The 21419-nt window shown below is 62.4% G+C and carries 30 protein-coding genes; 2 read left to right on the top strand and 28 right to left on the bottom strand.

The window, feature by feature from the left end:
- Window positions 1-29 precede the first annotated feature (29 nt).
- Entirely contained in the window at window positions 30-533 is a 504-nt protein-coding gene (locus SKA58_RS01960; RefSeq protein ID WP_009820656.1) for a DUF3617 domain-containing protein, read from the top strand.
- Window positions 534-633: 100 nt separating this feature from the next.
- On the opposite strand, the gene SKA58_RS01955 is transcribed toward SKA58_RS01960, so the two are convergent.
- Together SKA58_RS01955 and lepA are read right to left on the bottom strand one after the other, a co-directional pair.
- Window positions 634-1035, bottom strand: a complete 402-nt coding sequence (locus tag SKA58_RS01955; RefSeq protein ID WP_009820655.1) for a hypothetical protein — start codon at window positions 1033-1035, stop codon at window positions 634-636.
- 80 nt (window positions 1036-1115) lie between these two features.
- Entirely contained in the window at window positions 1116-2921 is a 1806-nt protein-coding gene (lepA, locus tag SKA58_RS01950) for a translation elongation factor 4 (RefSeq protein WP_009820654.1), read from the bottom strand.
- Window positions 2922-3164: 243 nt separating this feature from the next.
- On the opposite strand from lepA, the gene SKA58_RS01945 reads away from it, so the two are divergent.
- Complete coding sequence (locus SKA58_RS01945; RefSeq protein ID WP_050763001.1) at window positions 3165-3899, top strand: CsgG/HfaB family protein; 735 nt, start codon at window positions 3165-3167, stop codon at window positions 3897-3899.
- Window positions 3900-3952: 53 nt separating this feature from the next.
- Here SKA58_RS01945 and SKA58_RS01940 read toward each other — a convergent pair whose 3' ends face one another.
- The 26 genes from SKA58_RS01940 to fusA form a co-directional block, all read right to left on the bottom strand.
- A complete protein-coding gene (locus SKA58_RS01940; RefSeq protein ID WP_009820652.1) occupies window positions 3953-4996 on the bottom strand; it encodes an acyltransferase family protein in 1044 nt (347 codons plus the stop codon).
- A gap of 246 nt (window positions 4997-5242) precedes the next feature.
- Complete coding sequence (locus SKA58_RS01935) at window positions 5243-5899, bottom strand: adenylate kinase (RefSeq protein WP_009820651.1); 657 nt, start codon at window positions 5897-5899, stop codon at window positions 5243-5245.
- Between the two features lie 52 nt (window positions 5900-5951).
- Window positions 5952-7316, bottom strand: a complete 1365-nt coding sequence (gene secY, locus SKA58_RS01930) for a preprotein translocase subunit SecY (RefSeq protein WP_009820650.1) — start codon at window positions 7314-7316, stop codon at window positions 5952-5954.
- Between the two features lie 241 nt (window positions 7317-7557).
- The gene (gene rplO / locus SKA58_RS01925; protein WP_009820649.1) at window positions 7558-8091 is read right to left on the bottom strand and encodes a 50S ribosomal protein L15; all 534 of its coding nucleotides are present in this window, start codon (window positions 8089-8091) and stop codon (window positions 7558-7560) included.
- A gap of 135 nt (window positions 8092-8226) precedes the next feature.
- Window positions 8227-8406 carry a 50S ribosomal protein L30 gene (rpmD, locus tag SKA58_RS01920; RefSeq protein ID WP_009820648.1) on the bottom strand — a complete coding sequence of 60 codons (180 nt, stop codon included), beginning with the start codon at window positions 8404-8406 and terminating at the stop codon, window positions 8227-8229.
- Window positions 8407-8412: 6 nt separating this feature from the next.
- Entirely contained in the window at window positions 8413-9141 is a 729-nt protein-coding gene (gene rpsE, locus SKA58_RS01915) for a 30S ribosomal protein S5 (RefSeq protein WP_009820647.1), read from the bottom strand.
- A 2-nt stretch (window positions 9142-9143) separates the two neighbouring features.
- Complete coding sequence (rplR, locus tag SKA58_RS01910) at window positions 9144-9497, bottom strand: 50S ribosomal protein L18 (RefSeq protein WP_009820646.1); 354 nt, start codon at window positions 9495-9497, stop codon at window positions 9144-9146.
- Between the two features lies 1 nt (window position 9498).
- Window positions 9499-10032: a 50S ribosomal protein L6 gene (gene rplF / locus SKA58_RS01905; protein WP_009820645.1), complete on the bottom strand. Its 534-nt coding sequence runs from the start codon at window positions 10030-10032 to the stop codon at window positions 9499-9501.
- Window positions 10032-10427 (bottom strand): 30S ribosomal protein S8, encoded by a 396-nt coding sequence (gene rpsH / locus SKA58_RS01900; protein ID WP_009820644.1) that lies wholly within the window; start codon window positions 10425-10427, stop codon window positions 10032-10034. Before rpsH ends, rplF begins: the two co-directional genes overlap by 1 nt.
- A gap of 12 nt (window positions 10428-10439) precedes the next feature.
- Window positions 10440-10745, bottom strand: a complete 306-nt coding sequence (gene rpsN / locus SKA58_RS01895) for a 30S ribosomal protein S14 (protein ID WP_009820643.1) — start codon at window positions 10743-10745, stop codon at window positions 10440-10442.
- A gap of 53 nt (window positions 10746-10798) precedes the next feature.
- Window positions 10799-11371 (bottom strand): 50S ribosomal protein L5, encoded by a 573-nt coding sequence (gene rplE, locus SKA58_RS01890; RefSeq protein ID WP_009820642.1) that lies wholly within the window; start codon window positions 11369-11371, stop codon window positions 10799-10801.
- Window positions 11371-11682 carry a 50S ribosomal protein L24 gene (rplX, locus tag SKA58_RS01885; RefSeq protein ID WP_009820641.1) on the bottom strand — a complete coding sequence of 104 codons (312 nt, stop codon included), beginning with the start codon at window positions 11680-11682 and terminating at the stop codon, window positions 11371-11373. The genes rplE and rplX overlap by 1 nt, the downstream gene beginning before the upstream one ends.
- Window positions 11682-12050, bottom strand: a complete 369-nt coding sequence (rplN, locus tag SKA58_RS01880; protein ID WP_009820640.1) for a 50S ribosomal protein L14 — start codon at window positions 12048-12050, stop codon at window positions 11682-11684. Before rplN ends, rplX begins: the two co-directional genes overlap by 1 nt.
- Window positions 12051-12220: 170 nt before the next feature.
- Entirely contained in the window at window positions 12221-12484 is a 264-nt protein-coding gene (rpsQ, locus tag SKA58_RS01875) for a 30S ribosomal protein S17 (RefSeq protein ID WP_009820639.1), read from the bottom strand.
- 15 nt (window positions 12485-12499) lie between these two features.
- A complete protein-coding gene (gene rpmC / locus SKA58_RS01870; protein WP_009820638.1) occupies window positions 12500-12700 on the bottom strand; it encodes a 50S ribosomal protein L29 in 201 nt (66 codons plus the stop codon).
- 3 nt (window positions 12701-12703) lie between these two features.
- Window positions 12704-13135, bottom strand: coding sequence for a 50S ribosomal protein L16 (rplP, locus tag SKA58_RS01865; RefSeq protein ID WP_007686573.1), 432 nt, complete (start codon window positions 13133-13135; stop codon window positions 12704-12706).
- A gap of 21 nt (window positions 13136-13156) precedes the next feature.
- On the bottom strand, window positions 13157-13852 hold the full coding sequence (gene rpsC / locus SKA58_RS01860; protein ID WP_009820637.1) for a 30S ribosomal protein S3: 696 nt from the start codon (window positions 13850-13852) through the stop codon (window positions 13157-13159).
- A 4-nt stretch (window positions 13853-13856) separates the two neighbouring features.
- Window positions 13857-14243, bottom strand: a complete 387-nt coding sequence (gene rplV, locus SKA58_RS01855; protein WP_009820636.1) for a 50S ribosomal protein L22 — start codon at window positions 14241-14243, stop codon at window positions 13857-13859.
- The gene (gene rpsS / locus SKA58_RS01850; RefSeq protein WP_009820635.1) at window positions 14243-14518 is read right to left on the bottom strand and encodes a 30S ribosomal protein S19; all 276 of its coding nucleotides are present in this window, start codon (window positions 14516-14518) and stop codon (window positions 14243-14245) included. Before rpsS ends, rplV begins: the two co-directional genes overlap by 1 nt.
- 5 nt (window positions 14519-14523) lie before the next feature.
- The gene (rplB, locus tag SKA58_RS01845; protein ID WP_009820634.1) at window positions 14524-15360 is read right to left on the bottom strand and encodes a 50S ribosomal protein L2; all 837 of its coding nucleotides are present in this window, start codon (window positions 15358-15360) and stop codon (window positions 14524-14526) included.
- A 10-nt stretch (window positions 15361-15370) separates the two neighbouring features.
- A complete protein-coding gene (locus SKA58_RS01840) occupies window positions 15371-15685 on the bottom strand; it encodes a 50S ribosomal protein L23 (protein WP_004208721.1) in 315 nt (104 codons plus the stop codon).
- Entirely contained in the window at window positions 15678-16301 is a 624-nt protein-coding gene (rplD, locus tag SKA58_RS01835) for a 50S ribosomal protein L4 (RefSeq protein ID WP_009820633.1), read from the bottom strand. Before rplD ends, SKA58_RS01840 begins: the two co-directional genes overlap by 8 nt.
- Window positions 16302-16304: 3 nt before the next feature.
- Window positions 16305-17060, bottom strand: coding sequence for a 50S ribosomal protein L3 (gene rplC / locus SKA58_RS01830; protein ID WP_037542012.1), 756 nt, complete (start codon window positions 17058-17060; stop codon window positions 16305-16307).
- Window positions 17061-17345: 285 nt separating this feature from the next.
- On the bottom strand, window positions 17346-17654 hold the full coding sequence (gene rpsJ, locus SKA58_RS01820; protein WP_007686587.1) for a 30S ribosomal protein S10: 309 nt from the start codon (window positions 17652-17654) through the stop codon (window positions 17346-17348).
- A 208-nt stretch (window positions 17655-17862) separates the two neighbouring features.
- Window positions 17863-19053 (bottom strand): elongation factor Tu, encoded by a 1191-nt coding sequence (tuf, locus tag SKA58_RS01815; protein ID WP_009820631.1) that lies wholly within the window; start codon window positions 19051-19053, stop codon window positions 17863-17865.
- Between the two features lie 135 nt (window positions 19054-19188).
- On the bottom strand, window positions 19189-21282 hold the full coding sequence (fusA, locus tag SKA58_RS01810) for an elongation factor G (RefSeq protein WP_009820630.1): 2094 nt from the start codon (window positions 21280-21282) through the stop codon (window positions 19189-19191).
- Between the last annotated feature and the right edge of the window lie 137 nt (window positions 21283-21419).

The raw sequence follows: 21419 nt of genomic DNA, 5'->3' as shown, positions 1-21419 counted from the left end.
TGGATCGATAACGGTTGGGAAGAGAGGATATGCGATTTGTGATGCTGGGCGCGATGGCCGCCCCGATGCTGGCCCTCGCCGCGTGCGGCAGTGATCCGACGCCCGCGCCGCAGGCCGAAGAGCCGCCCATCGTCATGCAGGCCGGGGAATGGGAACTGACCCGCAAGACCACCGGCTATAATACGCCGACCGTGACGCCCGCCCAATATCAGGAGGCGTTGAAGCAGATTGGCGAGGAGAAACTGTGCATTGCCTTCGACGCCGATAATGCGCCGGACGCCGATGCACTGGCCGGACCCGAGGGGCAGGATTGCGTCTACAAGGACAAGCTGGTGCGCAAGGGACGGCTGATCGCGACGCTTAGCTGCAAGGCCGGCGCGGGCGTGTCGGAACTGGTGGTGGAGGGCAATTATACCAACGACAGCATGACGCTGGGCACGACGATGACCAAGACGGAGGGCGGAAAGCCGGTGCTGCGCACCACGCACGACCTGACCGCGCGGCGCGTGGGCGATTGTCCGAAGGCGGGCTGACCCGGCACGCGACATCGACTGCGACAGGTGCACGGCTTTGCGCCGGGCTTCCGATAAACGCGACAGCCATGCACCCGCTGTCGCGTTTGCCGAAATGCCCCTACCCCGCCTTGCTCCGCGCCGCCGCCAGCACATCACCGGCAAGCCGCGCGTAATCGGCGCAGGCGCGCTGGAGCGCCGGGCCGCTGCCCGCGTCGCGCCATGCGCCGAAACAATGGCGATTCTGCGCCGCGCGCATCTGCCGCAGGCGTTCCCGCACTTCTACAGGCAGGCCGAGCCGCGGGGCGAAGCGCCGCCACGCTTCGGCGGCGCTGAAGATCCGGCGCTGCGGATGGACGCCAGGGTCCACGCCGGCGGCCACGCCCAGCCGGTCTAGGCGGTCGGCCTCGACAATGAGGTCGGTCAGGAACAGGTCCAGTTCGCGCAGGCCATTGCCGATGAGCCGGGCGGGCATGGCGTCACGGCGGCGGCCGCAGGCGTCGGGGCTGCTGCCTGTCGACATGCCATTGGCAAGGAAGGCGGCGGCGCGTTCGATACGGGCGACCTGATCGGCCAGAGCCGAGTAGGGATCGCCCGTCGCGGTCAGCTTTCGTCGCCCATCCGCAGCGCGGCAATGAAGGCTTCCTGCGGAATCTGCACGCTGCCATATTCGCGCATCCGCTTCTTGCCTTCCTTCTGCTTGTCGAGCAGCTTTTTCTTGCGGCTGATGTCGCCGCCATAGCATTTGGCGGTGACGTCCTTACGCATCGCCGCGATGGTTTCGCGCGCGATCACCTTGCCGCCGATCGCCGCCTGGATCGGGATTTTGAACAGGTGGCGGGGGATGAGGTCCTTCAACCGTTCGCACATATGGCGGCCGCGCGCTTCGGCGGCCGAGCGGTGGACGATCATGGAGAGCGCATCGACCGGCTCATTATTGACGAGGATGCTCATCTTGACGAGGTCGCCCTCGCGCGTGCCGATCTGGTGATAATCGAAGCTGGCATAGCCGCGGCTGATCGATTTCAGCCGATCGTAGAAATCGAACACGACTTCGTTGAGCGGCAATTCATAGGTTACCTGGGCACGCCCGCCGACATAGGTGAGGTTCTTCTGGATGCCGCGCCGGTCCTGACAGAGCTTCAGGATGCTGCCCAGATATTCGTCGGGGCAGTAGATCACTGCCTCGATCCAGGGCTCCTCGATCATCTCGATATGGTTGGGATCGGGCATGTCGGCGGGATTGTGCAGATGGCGCACCGTCCCGTCCTTCATATGCATGTCATAGACGACCGATGGCGCGGTGGTGATGAGGTCGAGATCATATTCGCGGGTCAGCCGCTCCTGGATAATTTCCAGATGCAAAAGGCCCAGAAACCCGCACCGAAAACCGAAGCCCAGCGCTGCAGAGGTTTCCATTTCGAACGAGAAGCTGGCGTCGTTAAGGCGCAGCTTGCCGATAGAATCGCGCAGCTTTTCAAAGTCGTTGGCATCGACCGGGAAGAGGCCGCAGAAGACGACGGACTGGACTTCCTTGAATCCCGGCAACGGTTTGGTTGCCGGGTTCTTGACCGTGGTGATGGTGTCGCCCACGCGCGTCTGGCTGATGTCCTTGATCTGCGCGGTGATGAAGCCGATTTCGCCCGGTCCCAACTCAGCCAGCTGCTCGATCTTGGGCCGGAAACAGCCCACCCGGTCGATCAGATGTTCGGTGCCGCCGATCATGAACTTGATATTCTGGCCCTTCTTGATGACGCCATTCATGACGCGCACCAGAATGACGACGCCGAGATAGGGGTCATACCAGCTGTCGACCAGCATCGCTTCCAAGGGCGCATCCCGGTCCCCCTTGGGCGCGGGGATCTTGGTGACGATCGCTTCCAATATGTCGTCGATGCCGATCCCGGACTTGGCGCTGGCCAGCACCGCTTCGGACGCATCGAGGCCGATCACCTCCTCGATTTCCGCCTTCACCTTTTCCGGTTCGGCGGCCGGCAGGTCGATCTTGTTGATGACGGGCACGATTTCGTGATCATGCTCGATCGACTGATAGACGTTGGCCAGCGTTTGCGCCTCCACCCCCTGGGCGGCGTCGACCACCAGCAGCGCGCCTTCGCAGGCGGCCAGGCTGCGCGAGACTTCATAGGCGAAGTCAACATGGCCTGGCGTGTCCATGAGGTTGAGCGCGTAGGTTTGCCCGTCCTTCGCGACATAATCGAGGCGCACGGTCTGCGCCTTGATCGTGATGCCGCGTTCCTTTTCGATATCCATATTGTCGAGCACCTGCGCGCTCATTTCGCGGTCGGTCAGGCCGCCGGTGCGCTGAATCAGGCGATCGGCCAGGGTCGATTTGCCATGGTCGATATGCGCGATGATCGAGAAGTTACGGATCTGGGACAGGTCAGTCATCGGCGCCCGATAGCAGCGATTCTCCGCCCTGTCAGCACGGCTGACGCGCGGTGCGCCATCTGTAGGCAAGTGGGTCACTCTATGCTAAGGGAAGCGCTCCTTTGCCGGGTCGCGCCATAAGAAAAAACGGCTGAACTTCACCGCATCAAGGGGAAAATTGGGGCAATGTCGAAAATCCTATCCGCGCTGGCCGCCACGGCGGTTCTGACCGCCGCGCCAGCGACGACCATCGCGCAGACCAACATGAGTTCTTCGGGCAAAACCTACAAGGACGGCACGACCAAGGGCGCGTCGTCCGGCCGGCGCTCGCAGGAGCGCGCAACCCGCGAAATCCCGCACTGCACGAAGATGCTGGGAACGGTCGCGATCGTCGAACCGGACAATCAGTGGTGGCGCGAACTTAATCTGGGCAGTCCAGAGGCCATCCTGAAGGTGTTCGTCCAGCAGTCCGGCTGTTTCCGCATGGTCAACCGCGGCCGGTCAATGCAGAGCCGTGCGATGGAACGCGCCATGGCGGACGCCGGCGAATTGCAGGCCGGATCGAATCTGGGCAAGGGCCAGGTGAAGGCGGCGGACTATTATCTGGAGCCCGACATCGTGTCGTCCAACCGCAATTCCGGCGGCGGCGGCATCGGCGGCGCGCTGGGCGGCCTGATGGGCGGCTTTGGCGGCGCGATCCTGGGCGGGCTCAACATCAAGAAGAAGGAAGCCAATGTCACCCTGTCGATCGTGAACGCGCGCACGACAGAGGAAGAAGCGCTGACCGAAGGCTATGCGCGCAAGACCGATGTCGGCTTTGGCGGCGGCGCAGGCGGCGGTTGGTGGGGCGGCTTCGCGGCGGCCGGCGGTGCGGGCTATCAGAATACGGAGATCGGCCAGGTCATCGTGCTGGCCTACCTCGACGCCTATACCAAGCTGGTGACGCAACTGGGCGGCTTGCCCGACAATGCAGCGGCGGCAGCGCCCGTCGCGCAATAAGGGTTGGCAGCAAACGAAGCAAAAGGGCGCGGCCAGCGATGGCCGCGCCCTTGTCATGTCTGGCTGGGCGTCACGCCGGGTATGAGCATGCGGGCGGTGCGGCGGCGCTTCCACCAGGCAAGGATGGCTTCGCCTGCCGGCCGTTCAACCAAGCGATTGATCGCGGTGCCGAGCAGCAGCGCCACGGTGAAGGCGGCAGCAAAGCCGATCCAGGGGCTGTAGCCGGCTTTCGCCATTTCCAGCATGATGACGAAGCCGACATGCTGATGGATGAGGTAGAAGGAATAGCTGATCCCGCCGAGCCAGATCAGTGGCTTCATGCGCAGGAAGCGAAGCCGCCCGTTGATGAGGGCGGTGAAGGCCGCAAGCAGCACGACGCCGACCAAAGTCACATCCCATGTCTCGATCGTCGCGATGGATAGCAACGCCAGAACGGCATAGGGCACCTGCTGCTTGAGGCTGCGCTCCCCCCGCCAGCAGCGATAGGCGAGCATGCCGATCACGAAGAAGGGCGTGTAGCGTAGCACAAGCAGCATGATGACGCGTTCAGGCATGTCGGGCCAGGCCCAGTAAAGCCAACGCAACAGCAGCCATCCCGCCAGCAGAGGCTCCAGACGACGCGTGCCGGCGAATTTCCAGATGCTGATCATGCAGAAATAGAAAGCGATCTCCACCGTCAGCGTCCAATAGGCGCCATCAACCTCCGGCAGGAAGGCGAAACCCTGGAGCATGGTGAAATTGGCGAGGATGGCGACGGGGCCGATCAGCAATTGTGTCGCATGGGCCAGATATTCAACCGCCAGCGTCAGCAGCATCGCCACGAGATAGGCGGGATAAAGCCGTGCGAACCGGTTGACCATGAAGTCGGCGACCGTGCCAATTCGATCGAGGGTGAAGAAGATCGCAAAGCCCGAAATGGTGAAGAACAGCAGCACGCGATAATTACCGCCGGGGAAGCTGAACGGGACATGCGCCGCTTGCGGAAAAAGCTCATGGAAGCGCGTCGAATAATGGAAGATCAGCACGCACAGCGCCCCGATCCCGCGCAAGGCGTCCAGTTCGGTCAGGCGACCATGGTTGAGCTTCGGGCGATCCATGCGCCTCTATAGCAATCAAGCAGCAACAAGTCCGCCACGAAGATGGTTAACCAGACATGATAAGCGGCCGATTTGCAGCGCGGCCCTTCCCGCTTTGATACAATCTGACCAAGGTGGAGCGCTCAACGTGATCATGATCATCCGCGCGGGTTCCCGATGCGCAAAGAGCCGGCGCTGCCCCATGCAGCGCCGGCTCTTGGTCAGGTGCCATGAGCGGCTATCCCGCCCTGTCAGAGGAACGGCGCCTTAGAGCGCCTTGCCATCCAGAATGGCGGCGATCGCCTTGGTCACGTCATCCATGTCCGCCATGCCGTCCACGCGGGACACAATGCCGCGCGCTTCATAGACAGGCAGGATGGGCGCCGTCTTGGCGCGATATTCGGCCATGCGCGTGCGCACCGTTTCCTCATTGTCGTCAGGACGGCGCTTGAATTCGTGGCCGTGGCACTTGTCGCATTCGCCATCGACCTTGGGCTGCTTGAAACGGTCATGATAGCCCGCACCGCAGGTGGCGCAGGTAAAACGGCCGGTGATGCGATCCACCAGTGCGTCTTCATTCACCTCAAGCTCGATGACATGGTCGAGCGTTCGATCGCGGTCCGACAGAATGGTGTCGAGCGCATGCGCCTGCGCTTCGGTGCGGGGATAGCCGTCGAAGATGACGCCGGTTTCGGGCGAGAGGGCGTCCAGCGCCTCGCCGATGATGCCCGACACAATCTCGTCCGACACCAGTTCGCCCGCTTCCATCACGGCCTTGGCCTTGAGGCCGATCGGCGTCCCCGCCTTCACCGCTGCGCGCAGCATATCGCCCGTCGATAGCTGCACCATGCCGAGATTGTCGACGAGGCGCGCCGCCTGCGTGCCTTTGCCCGCACCTGGAGGGCCAAGCAGAATGATGTTCATTGCGCGCATACTCCCCTGTTCGTTGCGCTGTGTCAGAGTGTCGGCGCGCCCCTCAGCGCAACCGCCCCTTGAGCTTCGCCTTCTTGATCAGATCCCCATATTGATGCGCCAGCAGATGGCTCTGAATCTGGGTCACCGTATCGACCGTAACATTGACTACGATCAGAAGGCTAGTGCCACCAAGGTAGAAGGGGATGCCCGCACGCGCGATCGCGAATTCCGGCACAAGGCAGATGAAGGCCAGATAGGCCGCGCCGATGACGGTGATGCGCGTCAGCACATAATCGAGATAATGTTCGGTATTCTTGCCCGGACGGATGCCGGGGATGAAGCCGCCATTGCGCTTGAGATTATCGGCCGTTTCTTCCGGATTGAACACCACGGCGGTGTAGAAGAAGCAGAAGAAGACGATGCCGAGCCCGTAAAGCGCCATGTAGACCGGGCTGCCGTGCGACAGATACTGGTTCAACGTCAGCACGAAATCGCCGAGCCGGCTTTCGCCCGCGACCGTCTGGCCCGCAAATTGGGAAATGGTCAGCGGCATCAGCAGCAGCGAGCTGGCGAAGATCGGCGGAATGACGCCGGCGGTGTTGACCTTCAAGGGCAGATGGCTGCGGTCCGCCTGCATCAGGCCCTGGCGCGTCTGGCGCTTGGGATACTGAATCAACACCCGGCGCTGCGCCCGCTCCATATAACAAATGAGCAGGATGAGGCCGAGCGCCATGACGATGACCAGCATGATCAGCAGGCCCGAAATGGAGCCTTCGCGACCCGATTTGAACAGGTTGCTCAGCGTCACCGGCAACTGGGCGACGATACCGGCCATGATGATGAGCGACACGCCATTGCCAATGCCGCGCGAGGTGATCTGCTCGCCCAGCCACATCAGGAACATGGTGCCGCCGATCAGCGACACGACCGCGGTGAGGCGGAACAGCAGGCCGGGATCGACCACCGCCTGGACGCCCGACTGCGCGCCGAAGCTTTCAAGGCCAGCGGCGATGAAATAGCCCTGCACCGCGGTCAGGCCGACCGTGCCATAGCGGGTATATTGGTTAAGCTTCTTGCGCCCGCTTTCACCTTCCTTCTTGATCGCCGCGAGTTGCGGCGAGAGGGAGGCGGCCAGCTGCACCACGATCGACGCGGTGATATAGGGCATGACGCCGAGCGCGATGAGGCTCATGCGCGACAACGAACCACCCGAGAAGGTGTTGAAGATGTCGAGGATGCCGCCATTGGTCTGCGCATACAGCGTCGACAGCGCGGTCGGATCGACCCCCGGCAGCGGCACGAAGCTTAAGAAACGGAACACAATCAGCGCGCCAAGCGTAAACCACAGGCGCTTCTTGAGATCGGTCGCCTGGCTGAATTTCGCGAGGCTGAGATTGGATGCGAGCTGGTCGGCTCTCGATGCCATGGTGGCTGCCCTTCAAAATCACTCTTGGGCCGGACAGACGCCCGACCGGAATCGCTAACCCCTTAAGCACCCAACTCCGTTCATGTCGAGCGAAGTCGAGACACGGAGCAGTCAGCCTTGCGTTTCTCGACTGCGCTCGAAACGAACAGGGAGAGGAGAAGCGTTCGGAAACCCCGAAACACATGACCCCGCCGACCCATATCGGGCAGCGGGGTCCTGCTTGCAAGACTCGTTGGTCAGTTCAGGCCTTGGTTGCGGCCTTCTTGGCCGCCAGGGCGCTGCCCTTCTTGGCCTTGGCCTTTTCCGCGGCCGGGACGACTTCGATCACTTCGACCTTGCCACCCGCCTTTTCGACGGCTTCGACAGCACCCTTCGACGCACCGGCAACCAGGAAGCTGACCTTCGCGGTCAGTTCACCCTTGCCCAGCAGGCGAACGCCATCCTTGCCGCCGCGGGCCAGGTTCGCTGCCTTGAACGCGGCATGATCGAGCGTCGCGGCAGCGTCCAGCTTGCCAGCGTCGATCGCCTTCTGCACTTCACCCAGGTTCACGATCGCGTAATCCTTGGCGAAGATATTGTTGAAGCCGCGCTTCGGCAAACGCATGTGCAGCGGCATCTGGCCGCCTTCGAAGCCATTGATGCTGACGCCCGAACGTGCCTTGGCACCCTTCTGGCCCCGCCCGGCGGTCTTGCCCTTGCCCGAGCCGATACCGCGGCCCACACGCATACGCCCCTTGCGGGCACCGGCATTGTCGTTGAGTTCGTTGAGTTTCATGTTCGCACTCGCTTTCGCTTTTATCGCGCTGGTCCCTGCGGGACCCTCTGAAGGAAGCGCCCCATAGCGCTTCCGCTAAAAAAACGAAAGAGGGGTCGCCCCCTCTCCCGCTTCAATCTTCATGGATGGAAGGCCTTAGCCTTCGACCACTTCCACCATATGGGGCAGCTTCTTGATCGCACCGCGGACTTCCGCCGTGTCTTCCAGCTCCACCACGCGGTGCATCTTGCCAAGGCCCAGGCCGATCAGAATCTTCTTCTGGCTCTCGGGGCGGCGGATCGGCGAACCGATCTGCTTGATCTTGATGGTTGCCATGTCCTGTTACTCCGCAATCGCTTCGGCGTCGGCCTGCGCGACGTCCGCCGAGGCACCACCGCGACGCAGAAGGTCGGCGACCTTCTTGCCACGACGCTGCGCCACCGACTTGGGGCTGGTCTGCTCGCCCAGCGCCGCGAAGGTCGCACGGATCATGTTATAGGGGTTCGACGTGCCGTTCGACTTGGTCACGACGTCAGCAACGCCAAGGCTTTCGAACACGGCGCGCATCGGACCGCCCGCGATGATGCCCGTACCGGCCGGGGCCGAACGCACCGTCACCTTGCCCGCGCCAAAATGGCCCAGACCATCATGATGGAGGGTGCGGCCTTCCTTCAACGGCACGCGGACCATCGCCTTTTTCGCGGCAGCGGTCGCCTTGCTGATGGCTTCGGGCACTTCGCGCGCCTTGCCATGACCGAAACCGGCGCGACCCTTGCCGTCACCGACGACCACCAGAGCGGCAAAGCCGAAGCGCTTACCACCCTTCACCGTCTTGGACACGCGGTTGATGTGCACCAGCTTCTCGATCAGTTCTTCGCCCTGATCCTCGTCACGGTTGCCGCGACGATCATCGCGACGACCACGGCCGCCACGATCACCACGGTTGCGATCTCCGCCCCCGCGGTTGCCACGACCACGGCCGGGGCCGCGATTTTCGGTCTGGGGCTGCTCGCCGCCTTCGACGGCGGCAGGTGCGCCAGGCTGGGCCTGGATTTGGTTTTCGTCAGCCATGATCAGAACTCCAGCCCGCCTTCGCGGGCGGCATCGGCCAGCGCCTTGACGCGGCCATGGAACAGGAAGCCGCCACGGTCGAACACGACCTTGGTGACGCCAGCGGCGGTCGCCGCAGCGGCGACGCGCTTGCCGACATCGGCAGCGGCTTCGGCGGTGGCGCCAGTCTTGGCGCGCACATCCTTGTCCAGAGTCGAAGCGGCGGCGACGGTCTTGCCGGCGGCGTCATCAATGACCTGGGCGTAGATGTGACGGCCCGAGCGATGGATGCTCAGACGAGGCTTGTCACCCGAACGCGCCTTGAGCCCGGTACGAACGCGGCGACGACGCCGATCGAAGAGGGAAAGCTTTGCCATCTTACTTCTTCTTCCCTTCCTTGCGGAAGATGAACTCGCCGTCATACTTGATGCCCTTGCCCTTATAGGGTTCGGGCTTGCGCCAACGACGGATTTCGGCGGCCACCTGGCCAACCTGCTGCTTATCGATGCCGCTGATCTCGACCGTGGTGTTATCCGGGGTCTTGATCTCGATGCCCTCGGGCACCGCGAAATCGACGTCATGGCTGTAGCCGAGCTGCAGCTTCAGGGTCTTGCCCTGGGCATTCGCACGATAGCCGACGCCGGTGATCAGCAGCTTCTTGGTGTAGCCTTCGGTAACGCCGGTGATCAGGTTGGCGATCAGCGTGCGCTGCATGCCCCAGAAAGCGCGAGCGCGCTTGCTGTCATTGGCAGGCTGCACGGCGATCTTGCCGTCCTCGACGTTGTAGGTCACTTCATCAGCCAGCGGAATGGCGAGGGTGCCCTTGGGCCCCTTCACCGACAGCTGACCATCAGCGATGGACGCGGTCACGCCCGAAGGTACGGTGACCGGCTTTTTGCCAGTGCGGCTCATCAGAACACCTCCGCCAGCACTTCGCCGCCGACATTCTGCTCACGCGCTTCAGCGTCGGACAGAACGCCGCGAGGCGTCGAGACAATCGTGATGCCTAGGCCGTTGCGCACGATCGGCAGTTCCTTGGAACCTGAATAGACGCGGCGGCCAGGCTTGGACACGCGGGCGACATGCTTGATCGCCGGCTGGCCCTCGAAATATTTCAGCTCGATGCGCAGGCCGGCATGCTTGCCGAGCGCTTCCTCGGAGTAGCCGCGGATATAGCCTTCACGCTGCAGCACGTCGAGCACGCGGGCGCGCAGCTTGCTAGCGGGGGACATCACGCTGTCCTTCTTCGCCTGCTGCCCGTTGCGGATGCGGGTGAGCATATCACCCAGGGGATCGGTCAATGCCATCTCAAATGATCCTTACCAGCTCGACTTGGTGACGCCGGGGATCAGGCCCTTGTTGGCCAGATCACGCAGCTGCACGCGGCAGAGACGGAATTTGCGGTAATAAGCGCGGGGACGCCCCGTCAGCTCACAGCGGTTCCGAATACGGGTCGGGTTGCCGTTGCGGGGGATCTCCGCCATCTTCAGACGCGCGATCAGACGATCGCTGTCGTCGGCCGCGGTATCATTCGCGATCGCCTTGAGCTTCGCATAGCGGCCGGCATATTTCTTCACCAGCTTCTTGCGGCGCTCGTTCTTGTTGATCGAACTCAGTTTCGCCATGACTTAAGTTCTCTTCCTTAGCTTAAGCGTTGGGAGAGAAGCGGGACCTGCAATCAGGCCGCCTGCTTCTCTTCGAGCGGGAAGGGGAAGCCGAAGAGGCGCAGCAATTCGCGCGCTTCATCGTCCGTCTTCGCCGTGGTGGTCACGATGATGTCCATGCCGCGCACCTTGTCGATGCGGTCATAGTTGATCTCCGGGAAGATGATCTGCTCCTTGATGCCAAAGGCATAGTTGCCACGACCATCGAAGCTCTTGGGATTGAGACCACGGAAGTCGCGCACGCGGGGCAGCGCAATGTTCACCAGGCGATCCAGGAACTCATACATGCGCTCGCGGCGCAGCGTGACCTTGGCACCGATCGGCATGCCTTCGCGCAGCTTGAACTGGGCGATCGACTTGCGAGCCTTGGTGATGACCGGCTTCTGGCCGGCGATCAGCTCCATTTCCTCGGCGGCCGACGTGACCTTCTTCTTGTCCTGCGTCGCTTCGCCCACGCCCATGTTGAGCGTGATCTTCTCGATGCGGGGGACTTCCATGACGTTCTTGTAACCGAACTTCTCGGTCATCGCCTTGGCGATTTCGGCGTCATAGAGCGCCTTGGAGCGCGGAATATATTTGTCGGCCATTACAGCACCTCACCGGACTTGACGGCGACGCGGACCTTCTTGCCGTCGCGATCCTCGAAACGGACGCGGGTCGGCTTACCATCCTTGTCGGCGACAGCGACGTTGGAAATGTGCAGCGGCGCAGGCTTGCGATCGATGCCACCCTGGGGGTTGGCCTGATCGGGCTTGCGGTGACGCGCATGCACGTTGATGCCTTCGACCAGCACGCGGTCTTCCTTGGGCATCACCTGAAGGACGGCGCCGGTCCGGCCCTTGTCCTTGCCAGCCAGGACGACGACCTTGTCGCCCTTCTTGATCTTAGCAGCGCTCATTACAGCACCTCGGGCGCAAGGCTGATGATCTTCATGTGCTTCTTGGCGCGCAGTTCGCGAACGACCGGGCCAAAGATACGGGTGCCGATCGGCTCCTCGTTCTTGTTGATGAGCACAGCGGCATTGCCGTCGAAGCGAATCACGCTGCCGTCAGCGCGACGCACGTCCTTGGCGGTCCGCACGATGACGGCGCGATGCACGTCACCCTTCTTCACCTTGCCGCGCGGCTGGGCTTCCTTGATCGAGACGACGATGATGTCGCCCACGCCAGCGAAGCGCCGCTTCGACCCGCCCAGCACCTTGATGCACTGGACGCGCTTGGCGCCGCTGTTGTCAGCGACGTCAAGATTGGATTGCATCTGGATCATGGATCCGGTTCCTTCTTATTTGGCCTACCGGGACAATTCCCGGCGGTTCCGAATTTCGTGTTCGACCCGGCAGATTCGAATGCACGAAGCGCGGGCCTGTAACCCTTTCGAAAGGAAAAGGCCAGCCCCGCGTTCGAACTTTCTAGCCCTTATGGGCCGGCAACTAATCCTCAGGCCGCCGTTTCGGGCGACTTGTGGGTGTCCACCCGCTCGATGACCTTCCAGGTCTTGAGCTTGGAAATCGGGGCGGTTTCCTCGATGCGGACCGTCTCGCCTTCCTTGTAGACATTGCCCTCGTCATGGGCATGATATTTTTTCGACAGGCGGATGATCTTGCCGTAGAGCGCATGCTTTACCTTGCGCTCCACCCGAACCACCACCGTCTTGTCGGTCTTGTCGGAAACCACCGTTCCCGTCAGCACGCGCTTGGGCATCGTGTGATTTCCTTCTTACTTCGCCACGCGGGCGCGTTCGCCCTGCAGCGTCTTGATCTGCGCGATGGTCCGGCGCACTTCACGCACCCGGCTGGGCTTTTCCAGCTGGTTGGTAGCGGCCTGAAAGCGCAGGTTGAACTGCTCGCGCTTCAGGTTGTTGAGTTCGGTCGACAGTTCGTCGTCCGTCTTGGTCTTGAGGTCTGCGACATTTGCCACGGCTTAACCCTCCAGGTGCGAGGTGTCGCCGAGGCGGGCAACGACCTTCGTCTTGATGGGCAGCTTCATCGCGGCGCGCGAGAAGGCCTCTGCTGCGAGCGGACCGGGCACGCCGTCCAGTTCGAACAGGATGCGGCCGGGCTTGACGCGCGCCGCCCAATATTCGACCGAACCCTTGCCCTTACCCTGACGGACTTCGGCAGGCTTCTTCGACACGGGCACGTCGGGGAACACTCGGATCCACAGACGGCCCTGACGGCGAAGGTGACGCTGGATCGCGCGGCGGGCCGCCTCGATCTGGCGAGCGGTGACGCGCTCGGGTTCCAGGGCCTTAAGACCATAGGCGCCGAAATTCAAAGCCGAACCGCCCTTGGCGTCGCCCTTGATCCGACCCTTGAAGGTCTTGCGGAACTTCATTTTCTTCGGTTGCAGCATGACGCTATTACCTTCTTATCTTCAGCGCGCCGGGCGCACGCCGGAGGTCTGAGCCTCCAGCATCAGCCGGTCGGTGGCCATCGGATCATGCCCAAGGATTTCGCCCTTGAAGATCCAGACCTTGATGCCGCACACGCCATAGGCGGTGTGCGCCGTGGCTTCGGCATAGTCGACATTCGCGCGAAGCGTGTGCAGCGGAACGCGGCCTTCGCGATACCATTCGACGCGCGCGATCTCCGCGCCGCCCAGACGGCCGCCGCAGGTGATCTTGATGCCTTCAGCGCCCAGACGCAGGGCTGACTGCACCGCGCGCTTCATCGCACGCCGGAACGCCACACGGCGCTCCAGCTGGTCGGCGATGCCCTGCGCCACGAGCTTGGAATCAACTTCCGGCTTGCGGATCTCGACGATGTTCAGCGACACGTCGGATGAAGTCAGGTTGCCCAGCTTCTTGCGCAGCTTTTCAATGTCCGCGCCCTTCTTGCCGATGATGACACCCGGACGGGCGGCATAGATCGACACGCGGCACAGCTTGGCCGGGCGCTCGATCACGACCTTTGAAATCGCGGCCTGGGGCAGCGTCTTCATGATATACTGGCGGATCTTGAGATCTTCCAGCAGGAGACGGCCATAGTCCTGGCCTTCCGCGAACCAGCGGCTGTCCCAGGTACGGTTGATCTGCAGACGCAGACCGATCGGGTTGCTCTTGTGACCCATGTGCTTACGCCTCCGCTTCTTCGCCAGCTTCACGCACGACAATGCGCACGCGGCTGAAGGGCTTGAGGATCCGGGTGGACTTGCCGCGGCCGCGCGCGTGGAAGCGCTTCATGGTGAAGCTCTTGCCCACCGATGCTTCCGCTACGACCAGTGCGTCGACGTCCAGATTGTGGTTGTTTTCCGCGTTGGCGATGGCCGAAGCCAGCACCTTGCGCACGTCGACCGCCATCGCCTTCTTCGAGAAAGCGAGGATGTTGAGCGCGTCCTCGACCTTGCGGCCGCGGATCAGCGTGGCGACCAGGTTCAGCTTCTGGGCCGAACCACGGATCTGCGTGCCAACGGCGAGCGCTTCATTGTCGGCGACGCGACGGGGAGCCTTTTCCTTGCTCATCAGCGCTTGCCCTTCTTGTCGGCGGCGTGGCCGGGGAAGAAGCGGGTCGGGGCGAATTCGCCCAGCTTGTGACCCACCATATCCTCGTTCACGGAGACCGGAACATGCTTGCGGCCATTATAGACGTTGAACGTCAGGCCGACGAACTGCGGCAGGATGGTGGAACGGCGCGACCAGGTCTTGATCGGCGCACGGCCACCCGCGTCCTGCGCGGCTTCCGCCTTCTTCAGAAGGCTGAGGTCCACGAACGGACCTTTCCAGACGGAACGAGCCATCTCGCTTACCTCTTCTTCTTCGCGTGGCGGCTACGGATGATGAACTTGTCCGTCGCCTTGTTGTGGCGGGTGCGCGCACCCTTGGTCGGCTTGCCCCATGGCGTCACCGGATGACGACCGCCCGAGGTCCGGCCTTCACCACCACCATGCGGGTGATCGACCGGGTTCTTCGCAACACCGCGCGTCAACGGACGCTTGCCCAGCCAGCGGTTACGACCGGCCTTGGCGAGATTGGTGTTGGCATTGTCCGGGTTCGACACGGCGCCGATGGTGCCCATGCAGTCCGAACGAATGTAGCGCTGCTCGCCCGACGACAGGCGGACCATCACCATGCCGCGATCGCGGCCGACGAGCTGGGCATAAGTGCCCGCCGAACGGCAGAGCTGACCGCCCTTGCCCGGCTTCATCTCGATATTGTGGATGATGGTGCCGACCGGCATCTGGCCCAGTTCCATCGCGTTGCCCGGCTTCACGTCGGTCTTCTTGCCGGCGATGATCTTGTCACCGGGGGCAAGACGCTGCGGCGCCAGGACATAGGCCTGGGTGCCGTCGGCATAGTTGACCAGCGCGATGAAGGCGGTGCGGTTGGGGTCATATTCCAGACGCTCGACCGTGCCTTCCACGTCCCACAGGCGACGCTTGAAGTCGATGATACGATAGCGCTGCTTGTGACCGCCGGCGATACCGCGCGAAGTCACATGGCCCTTGTTGTTACGGCCACCGGTCTTGCGCTTGCCTTCGGTCAGCGCCTTGACGGGCTTACCCTTGTGCAGGCTCGACTTGTCGACGAGGATCAGGCCGCGCTGTGCGGGACTGGTCGGATTATAGTGCTTGAGTGCCATCTATCCCGCCTCAGATTCCGGTGGTGACGTCGATGGACTGACCTTCGGCCAGCGTCACGATCGCCTTCTTCACGTCATTGCGCTTGTAGGGCTTGCCCTTCCAGCGCTTGACCTTGCCCTTCTGGACCAGCGTGTTGACCGCCTTCACGGTCACGCCGAACAGGGCTTCGACAGCTGCCTTGATCTCCGGCTTGGACGCGTCATTGGCGACCTGGAAGACCACGGCATTGTTTTCGGAGAGAAGCGTCGACTTCTCGGTGATGACCGGCGCGACAACGACGTCGAAATGACGATTGTCCACGGTCGCGGCTTCTTTCTTAGCCATTGAAACGGGCCTCCAGCTTTTCGACCGCGGCGCGGGTAAGCACCAGCGAATCGGCCTTCAGGATGTCGTAGACGTTGGCGCCAACGGCCGGCAGCAGGTTGACGCCGACGATGTTCGCCGAAGCCTTCGCGAAGCTGACATTCACCGCGTCGCCGTCGATAAACAGCGCCTTGTTGAGGTTCAGCTTGGCGAGATGCGCGACCAGGGTCTTGGTCTTGCCTTCCGCCACGTCGAAGCTGTCCAGAACGATCAGCGATCCGTCCTTGGCCTTAGCCGACAGCGCCATCTTGAGACCCAGGGCACGGACCTTCTTGTTGAGGTCGTGACCAAAGTCGCGGGCGCGGGCGCCGTGCGCCTTACCACCGCCGATGAAGATCGGCGCCTTGCGGTCGCCGTGACGGGCCGTACCGCCGCCCTTCTGACGGCCGAACTTCTTGCCGGTGCGGGCGACGTCCGAACGTTCACGGGTGGCACGAGCGGGCGCGCGACGCTTTTCCAGCTGCCAGGTTACGACGCGGTGCAGGATGTCGGTGCGGGGCTCGACGCCGAACACGGCATCGTTCAGCTCCAGCTCGCCGGCAGTCTGCGCGTCGAGGGTCTGTACATTGACCTTCATGGTTTAGCCCTCCTGGCCTTCGGTCGCTTCGGGAGCGGCCGCTTCATCAGCGGGCGTCTCGGCCGGAGCGTTGTTGCTGTTGGCAGCAGCCTTCAGGCTGGCCGGATAGGGAGCATCGGCGTGACGCGGAACCTTGACGGCATCCTTGACGGTCAGCCAGGTGCCCTTGGCGCCCGGAACACTACCCTTGACGAACAGGAGGCCACGCTCGACGTCGGTGCGCACGATTTCCAGATTCTGCTGGGTCCGCTCGCGATCACCCATGTGACCGGCCATCTTCTTGTTCTTGAAGACGCGACCCGGATCCTGGCGGTTACCGGTCGAACCATGGGCGCGGTGGCTGATCGACACGCCATGGGTGGCGCGCATACCGCCGAAGCCCCAGCGCTTCATCGCACCGGCAAAACCCTTACCCTGGGTATGACCGGCAACATCGACCAGCTGGCCGGCAACGAAATGATCGGCCGCGATTTCGGCGCCGACATCAAGGAGCGCATCCTCGGCGACACGGAATTCGACCAGACGAGCCTTGGGCTCAACCTCGGCCTTAGCGAACTGGCCGCGCTGCGGCTTGGCCACATTCTTGACCTTGGCGACGCCGGCGCCGAGCTGAACAGCGATATAGCCATCCCGATCGGTTTCCTTGCGCGCCACGACCTGGTTGCCTTCAAGGGCCAGAACCGTAACCGGTACGTGCCGTCCGTCCTCCTGGAACAGACGGGTCATCCCGACTTTCTTAGCGATCACGCCTGTGCGCATCACTGATTACTCCCATAGAGGCCCGCCTTAGCAGCGGGCGTATCCAACGAAAAAACCGCGCAGGATAACTCCTTCGCGGCCCAACCCAAATTAGCGATCACCCCGTCAGGGTCGGATGCCAACCCCTCTCGGGGAAGGCGACGGGGGACCAGGACCACGCGCCTTACCGGTTCACCGGTGGGGCCGTGCGGTATCCCTTGTGTCGTTTGAGCCTCTGCCTTGGCAAAGTGCCCGATACCCTGCCCGCCCATAAGCCCGAAGGCGGGGAGCAGGGACTTGCCGGCGTCAGGCCAGCTTGATTTCCACGTTCACGCCGGCAGCCAGATCCAGCTTCATCAGCGCGTCGACCGTCTGCGGCGTCGGCTGCACAATGTCAAGCATACGCTTGTACGTGCGGACTTCGAACTGCTCGCGCGACTTCTTGTCGATATGCGGGCCACGGTTGACCGTGAACTTTTCGATGCGCGTCGGAAGAGGAATGGGACCGCGGATGAGGGCGCCAGTACGGCGGGCGGTGTCGGCGATGTCGCCGGTCGCCTGATCGAGCACGCGATGATCGAACGCCTTGAGGCGAATGCGGATATTGCTGTCCATTGTTCCTGTACCGATGCGAAAGAGCCAAAAACCCGGAGCATTTTCGAAAGTCAGCCGGAGCAGCCGATGACTTGCGGAAATGCGCCAACAAAAAATATCCGCCCCTTCCCTGCCCTTCTAGCTCCAAGGGAGCCGGAGAAAGGCGATCCGGGGCGGCAAAAATTCCGAGCGGCGCGAATCAGACGATTCGCGCCGCTGCGGTCCTATATTACTTCGAGATCGTGCCGACAACCCCCGCGCCGACGGTACGACCGCCTTCACGGATGGCGAAGCGCAGACCCGGATCCATCGCGATCGGGGCGATCAGCTTGACGCCGAGCTTCACATTGTCGCCGGGCATGACCATTTCCGTGCCTTCGGGCAGGATCACTTCGCCGGTCACGTCGGTGGTGCGGAAGTAGAACTGCGGACGATAGTTCGCGAAGAACGGGGTGTGGCGACCGCCTTCTTCCTTCGACAGCACATAGACTTCGGCGTCGAATTCGGTGTGCGGGGTGATGGTGCCGGGCTTGGCCAGAACCTGACCGCGCTCAACTTCCTCACGCTTCGTGCCGCGCACCAGGGCGCCGATATTGTCGCCCGCACGACCTTCGTCGAGCAGCTTGCGGAACATTTCCACGCCGGTGACGGTGGTCTTGGCGGTCGGCTTCAGGCCAACGATCTCGACTTCTTCACCCACCTTGATGATGCCGGTTTCGACGCGGCCGGTGACCACGGTGCCGCGACCGGAAATCGAGAACACGTCTTCGATCGGCATCAGGAACGCCTTGTCGATCGGACGCTCGGGCTGCGGGATGAAGGTGTCGACAGCCTGCATCAGCTTCAGAACAGCTTCATGGCCGATTTCAGGGGTCTTGTCCTGAAGCGCGGCGACAGCCGAGCCGGCGATGACGGGGATGTTGTCGCCGTCGAAATCGTAGCTGCTCAGCAGTTCACGGATTTCCAGTTCGACCAGCTCGAGGATTTCGGCGTCGTCGACCAGGTCGACCTTGTTCATGAACACGACGAGCTGCGGCACGCCGACCTGACGGGCGAGCAGGATGTGCTCGCGGGTCTGCGGCATCGGGCCGTCGGTGGCCGAAACGACGAGGATCGCGCCGTCCATCTGGGCCGCACCGGTGATCATGTTCTTGACGTAGTCAGCGTGACCCGGGCAGTCGACGTGCGCATAGTGACGCGCTTCGGTTTCATATTCGACGTGGGCGGTCGAAATGGTGATGCCGCGCTCGCGCTCTTCGGGCGCCTTGTCGATGTTGGCGTAATCAACGAAGGTCGCGCCGCCGGTTTCGGCCAGCACCTTGGTGATCGCCGCGGTCAGCGAGGTCTTGCCATGGTCAACGTGACCGATGGTGCCGATGTTGCAGTGCGGCTTGTTCCGCTCAAACTTAGCCTTAGCCATTTTTTCCTACCTTCTAATCAAATCAGCTTGGTCAGACCGCTCGGCCGCGCCTCGCGAAGGCGCGTCCATAGCAGCAAATTTACAGATTACCAGCCCCAAACCGACCCGTTTTCACGGGTCGGCCCGGGTTTACCCTCAGGCCATCTTCGCCTTGACCTCGTCCGCAACATTCTGCGGCACTTCGTCATAATGCGAGAAGATCATCGAGTAGTTCGCACGGCCCTGGGTGAAGGAACGCAGCGAGTTCACATAGCCGAACATATTGGCCAGCGGCACCATGGCTTCAACCACCTGCGCATTGCCGCGCGTGTCGGTGCCCTGGATCTGACCACGACGGCTGTTCATGTCGCCAATGACGTCGCCCAGATATTCCTCCGGGGTCACGACTTCGACCTTCATGACCGGCTCAAGCAGGGTGATGCCCGACTTCTGCGCCGCCTCACGCATCGCTGCGCGGCCGGTGATTTCGAACGCCAGCGCCGACGAGTCGACGTCGTGATAGGCGCCGTCGTAGAGCAGGATTTCGAAATCGATGATCGGGAAGCCGATCAGCGAACCGGTGGCAGCGGTTTCGCGCATGCCCTTTTCGATCGCGGGAATATATTCTTTGGGAATATTACCGCCCTTGATCTCGTCCTTGAAGATGATGCCCGCGCCGCGCTCGCCCGGCGTCAGCTTCACCTTGATGCGGCCGAACTGGCCGGTGCCGCCCGACTGCTTCTTGTGGGTGTAGTCGATGTCGACCGGCTTCTTGAGATATTCGCGATAGGCGACGTGCGGCGCGCCGACATTCGCCTCGACCTTGAACTCGCGCTTCATACGGTCGACGAGGATTTCGAGGTGCAGTTCGCCCATGCCCTTGATGATGGTCTGGCCCGATTCATGGTCGGTCGAGACGCGGAAGGACGGATCCTCGGCGGCCAGGCGGTTGAGGGCGACGCCCATCTTTTCCTGATCGGCCTTGGTCTTGGGTTCCACCGACAGCTCGATGACCGGCTCGGGGAATTCCATCCGCTCCAGGATGATCGGCTGGCGCTCGGCGCACAGCGTGTCACCCGTGGTCGTTTCCTTCATGCCGGCCAGCGCGACGATGTCGCCGGCGTAAGCGGTGTCGATATCCTCGCGGCTGTTGGCATGCATCAGCAGCATGCGGCCGATCTTTTCCTTCTTGTCCTTCACCGAGTTCAGATAGGTGCCCTTGGTGAGCGTACCCGAATAGATGCGCAGGAAGGTGAGCGAGCCCACGAAGGGGTCGTTCATGATCTTGAACGCCAGGCCCGAGAAGGGCGCGTCGTCGGCGGTCGGCCGGCTGTCGGGCGTTTCGCCGTCCATCTTGACGCCCTGGACGTCTTCGATGTCGAGCGGCGAAGGCAGATAGTCGACAACCGCGTCGAGCAGGGGCTGAACGCCCTTGTTCTTGAACGCGCTGCCGCACAGCACCGGCACGAAGGCGTGGCCCAGCGTGCCCTTGCGGATCAGCTTCTTGAGCGTCGCGGTGTCGGGCTCATTGCCTTCCAGATAGGCTTCCATCGCCTCGTCATCCTGTTCGACGGCGAGTTCGATCAGCTTTTCGCGATATTCGGCAGCCTTGTCGGCGAGGTCGGCGGGGATGTCTTCATAGTAGAATTCCGCGCCCAAGCTTTCATCCTTCCAGATGATCGCGCGGTTTTCGACGAGATCGACCAGACCCTTGAAATCGCTCTCCGCGCCGATGGGCAAATAGAGAACGGCCGGGGTCGCGCCCAGGCGATCGATGATCGTCTGCACGCAGTAATAGAAGTCAGCGCCGGTGCGATCGAGCTTGTTGATGAAGCACATGCGCGGCACTTTATACTTGTCCGCCTGGCGCCACACGGTTTCCGACTGCGGCTCCACGCCTGCAACGCCGTCAAACGCGGCAACCGCGCCGTCGAGCACGCGCAGCGAACGCTCGACTTCGATGGTGAAATCGACGTGGCCGGGGGTGTCGATGATGTTCAGACGATGTTCGGGACCCTTGCCCTCAGCCGCCTTCCACACGCAGGTCGTCGCAGCCGACGTGATGGTGATACCACGTTCCTGCTCCTGCTCCATCCAGTCCATGGTCGCAGCGCCGTCATGGACTTCGCCGATCTTGTAGGACTTGCCGGTGTAGTAAAGGATGCGCTCGGTCGTGGTGGTCTTGCCGGCGTCGATATGCGCCATGATACCGAAATTACGATAATGTTCGAGCGGATGGCTGCGGGCCATGATGCTTCTCCGTTGCCGGCGCACCGGCGGTGAGGGGATTCGTTTGTTCTGCGCGAGGCCCCTAAACCAATCCGTCCGCCATGGGTAGCACCCCTGACGAACGGACCGATGTTCAAGACCCTGTTGGATAGGCGGGC

The organism is Sphingomonas sp. SKA58 (assembly GCF_000153545.1).
Lineage (GTDB): Bacteria > Pseudomonadota > Alphaproteobacteria > Sphingomonadales > Sphingomonadaceae > Sphingobium > Sphingobium soli.
The sequence above is the reverse complement of the archived record's forward strand: the minus strand, read 5'-3'. Positions and strand labels throughout refer to the sequence as shown.